The sequence below is a fragment of the Rhizobium nepotum 39/7 genome, from assembly GCF_000949865.1.
GTDB lineage: Bacteria > Pseudomonadota > Alphaproteobacteria > Rhizobiales > Rhizobiaceae > Agrobacterium > Agrobacterium nepotum.
In genome coordinates, this window is record NZ_JWJH01000066.1 from 1 (window position 1) to 1,353 (window position 1,353).

A 1,353-nucleotide genomic window follows, 5' to 3' on the forward strand; every position below is an offset into this window, starting at 1 on the left:
TGATCTGAACCCTTCAAACTGGACCGTTTTTGGTTAGAGTTTTCCGGTGCATTTTCCTGGCTGGGAAAGGAACGGAAGACGATGAAAGCATCGCAGTTTTCGGACGCACAGAAGGCGTTCATTTTGAAGCAGGGTGATGAAGGAGTGTCGGTGGCCGAGATCTGCCGGAAGGCAGGGATCAGCCAGGCGACCTATTTCAACTGGAAGAAAAAATACGCGGGCATGCTGCCGCCGGAGATGAAGAAGCTGAAGCAGCTCGAGGACGAGAATGCGCGGTTGAAGAGGATCGTCGCGGACCTGACGCTGGATCGTGAGATGTTGCAGGATGTCATTCGGCGAAAGCTCTAAGGCCTGCTCGGAAACGCGAGATGGTGAAAGGTATGTGCCGGGATTGGGCGATCTCGATCCGTCGTGCCTGTGGTGCGCTGAACTTCGATCGTTCGACTTACCACTACACCTCTCGCCGTGCCGATCAGGCCGGTCTGGAACGTCGAATTCGTGAGATCTGCGAGACACGTGTCCGCTACGGTTATCGTCGTGTACATGTACTCCTGGAACGCGAGGGTTGGGGGACCAACATCAAGCGAACCTACCGCATTTACAGAGACCTGGGCCTGCAACTGCGCAACAGGACACCGAAGCGGCGGGTGAAGGCAAAGCTTCGGGAAGATCGGCAAACGGCTGTCGGCCCGAATGATGTCTGGGCCATGGACTTCGTTCACGACCAGCTCGCGACCGGCAAGAAACTGCGGGTGCTCACGGTGGTCGACACCTTCTCGCGCTATGTGCCGGTGCTTGATCCACGTCACAGCTATCGAGGTGAAGATGTCGTGCAAACCCTGGAACGGGTATGCCGGAAAGTTGGCTATCCGAAGACGATCCGTGTCGATCAGGGGACTGAGTTCGTGTCTCGCGATCTTGACCTCTGGGCCTACGCCAAAGGCGTCACCCTTGACTTCTCACGCCCCGGCAAACCGACCGACAATGCGTTCATTGAAGCATTCAATGGCCGCTTCCGCGCCGAATGCCTGAACCAGCACTGGTTCCTGACCCTTGCGGATGCCCGCGAAAAGATGGAGGATTGGCGTATAGACTACAATGAGTTTCGGCCGCATGGTGCGATCGGCAATAAGGTGCCGATCTCGCTGATGAAATCAGGAGGCTCAACCAGCCCGCCTCCCTGAATGGAGCCGGAAAACTCTAGCCTCAGTTGGTCCAGAAACCTGGGGCGGTTCAGTGGAATGCAGTGATGTCGATGGGTTGACAGCAATAATAGGAGCGCTGGGTCATGTTCAGACTAGGCGCTGATCTCAAGGTTAACCTGCATCGCGAACCGATCGACTTTCGGGCCGG

1 protein-coding gene is annotated in these 1,353 nt (G+C 56.5%); it reads left to right on the plus strand.

The window, feature by feature from the left end:
* Window positions 1-81 precede the first annotated feature (81 nt).
* A protein-coding gene (locus RS75_RS24905) for an IS3 family transposase (protein ID WP_085947256.1) occupies window positions 82-1,184 on the plus strand; the annotation gives its coding sequence in 2 pieces (ribosomal slippage) (window positions 82-343 and window positions 343-1,184; 1,104 coding nt in all).
* Window positions 1,185-1,353: the final 169 nt, after the last annotated feature.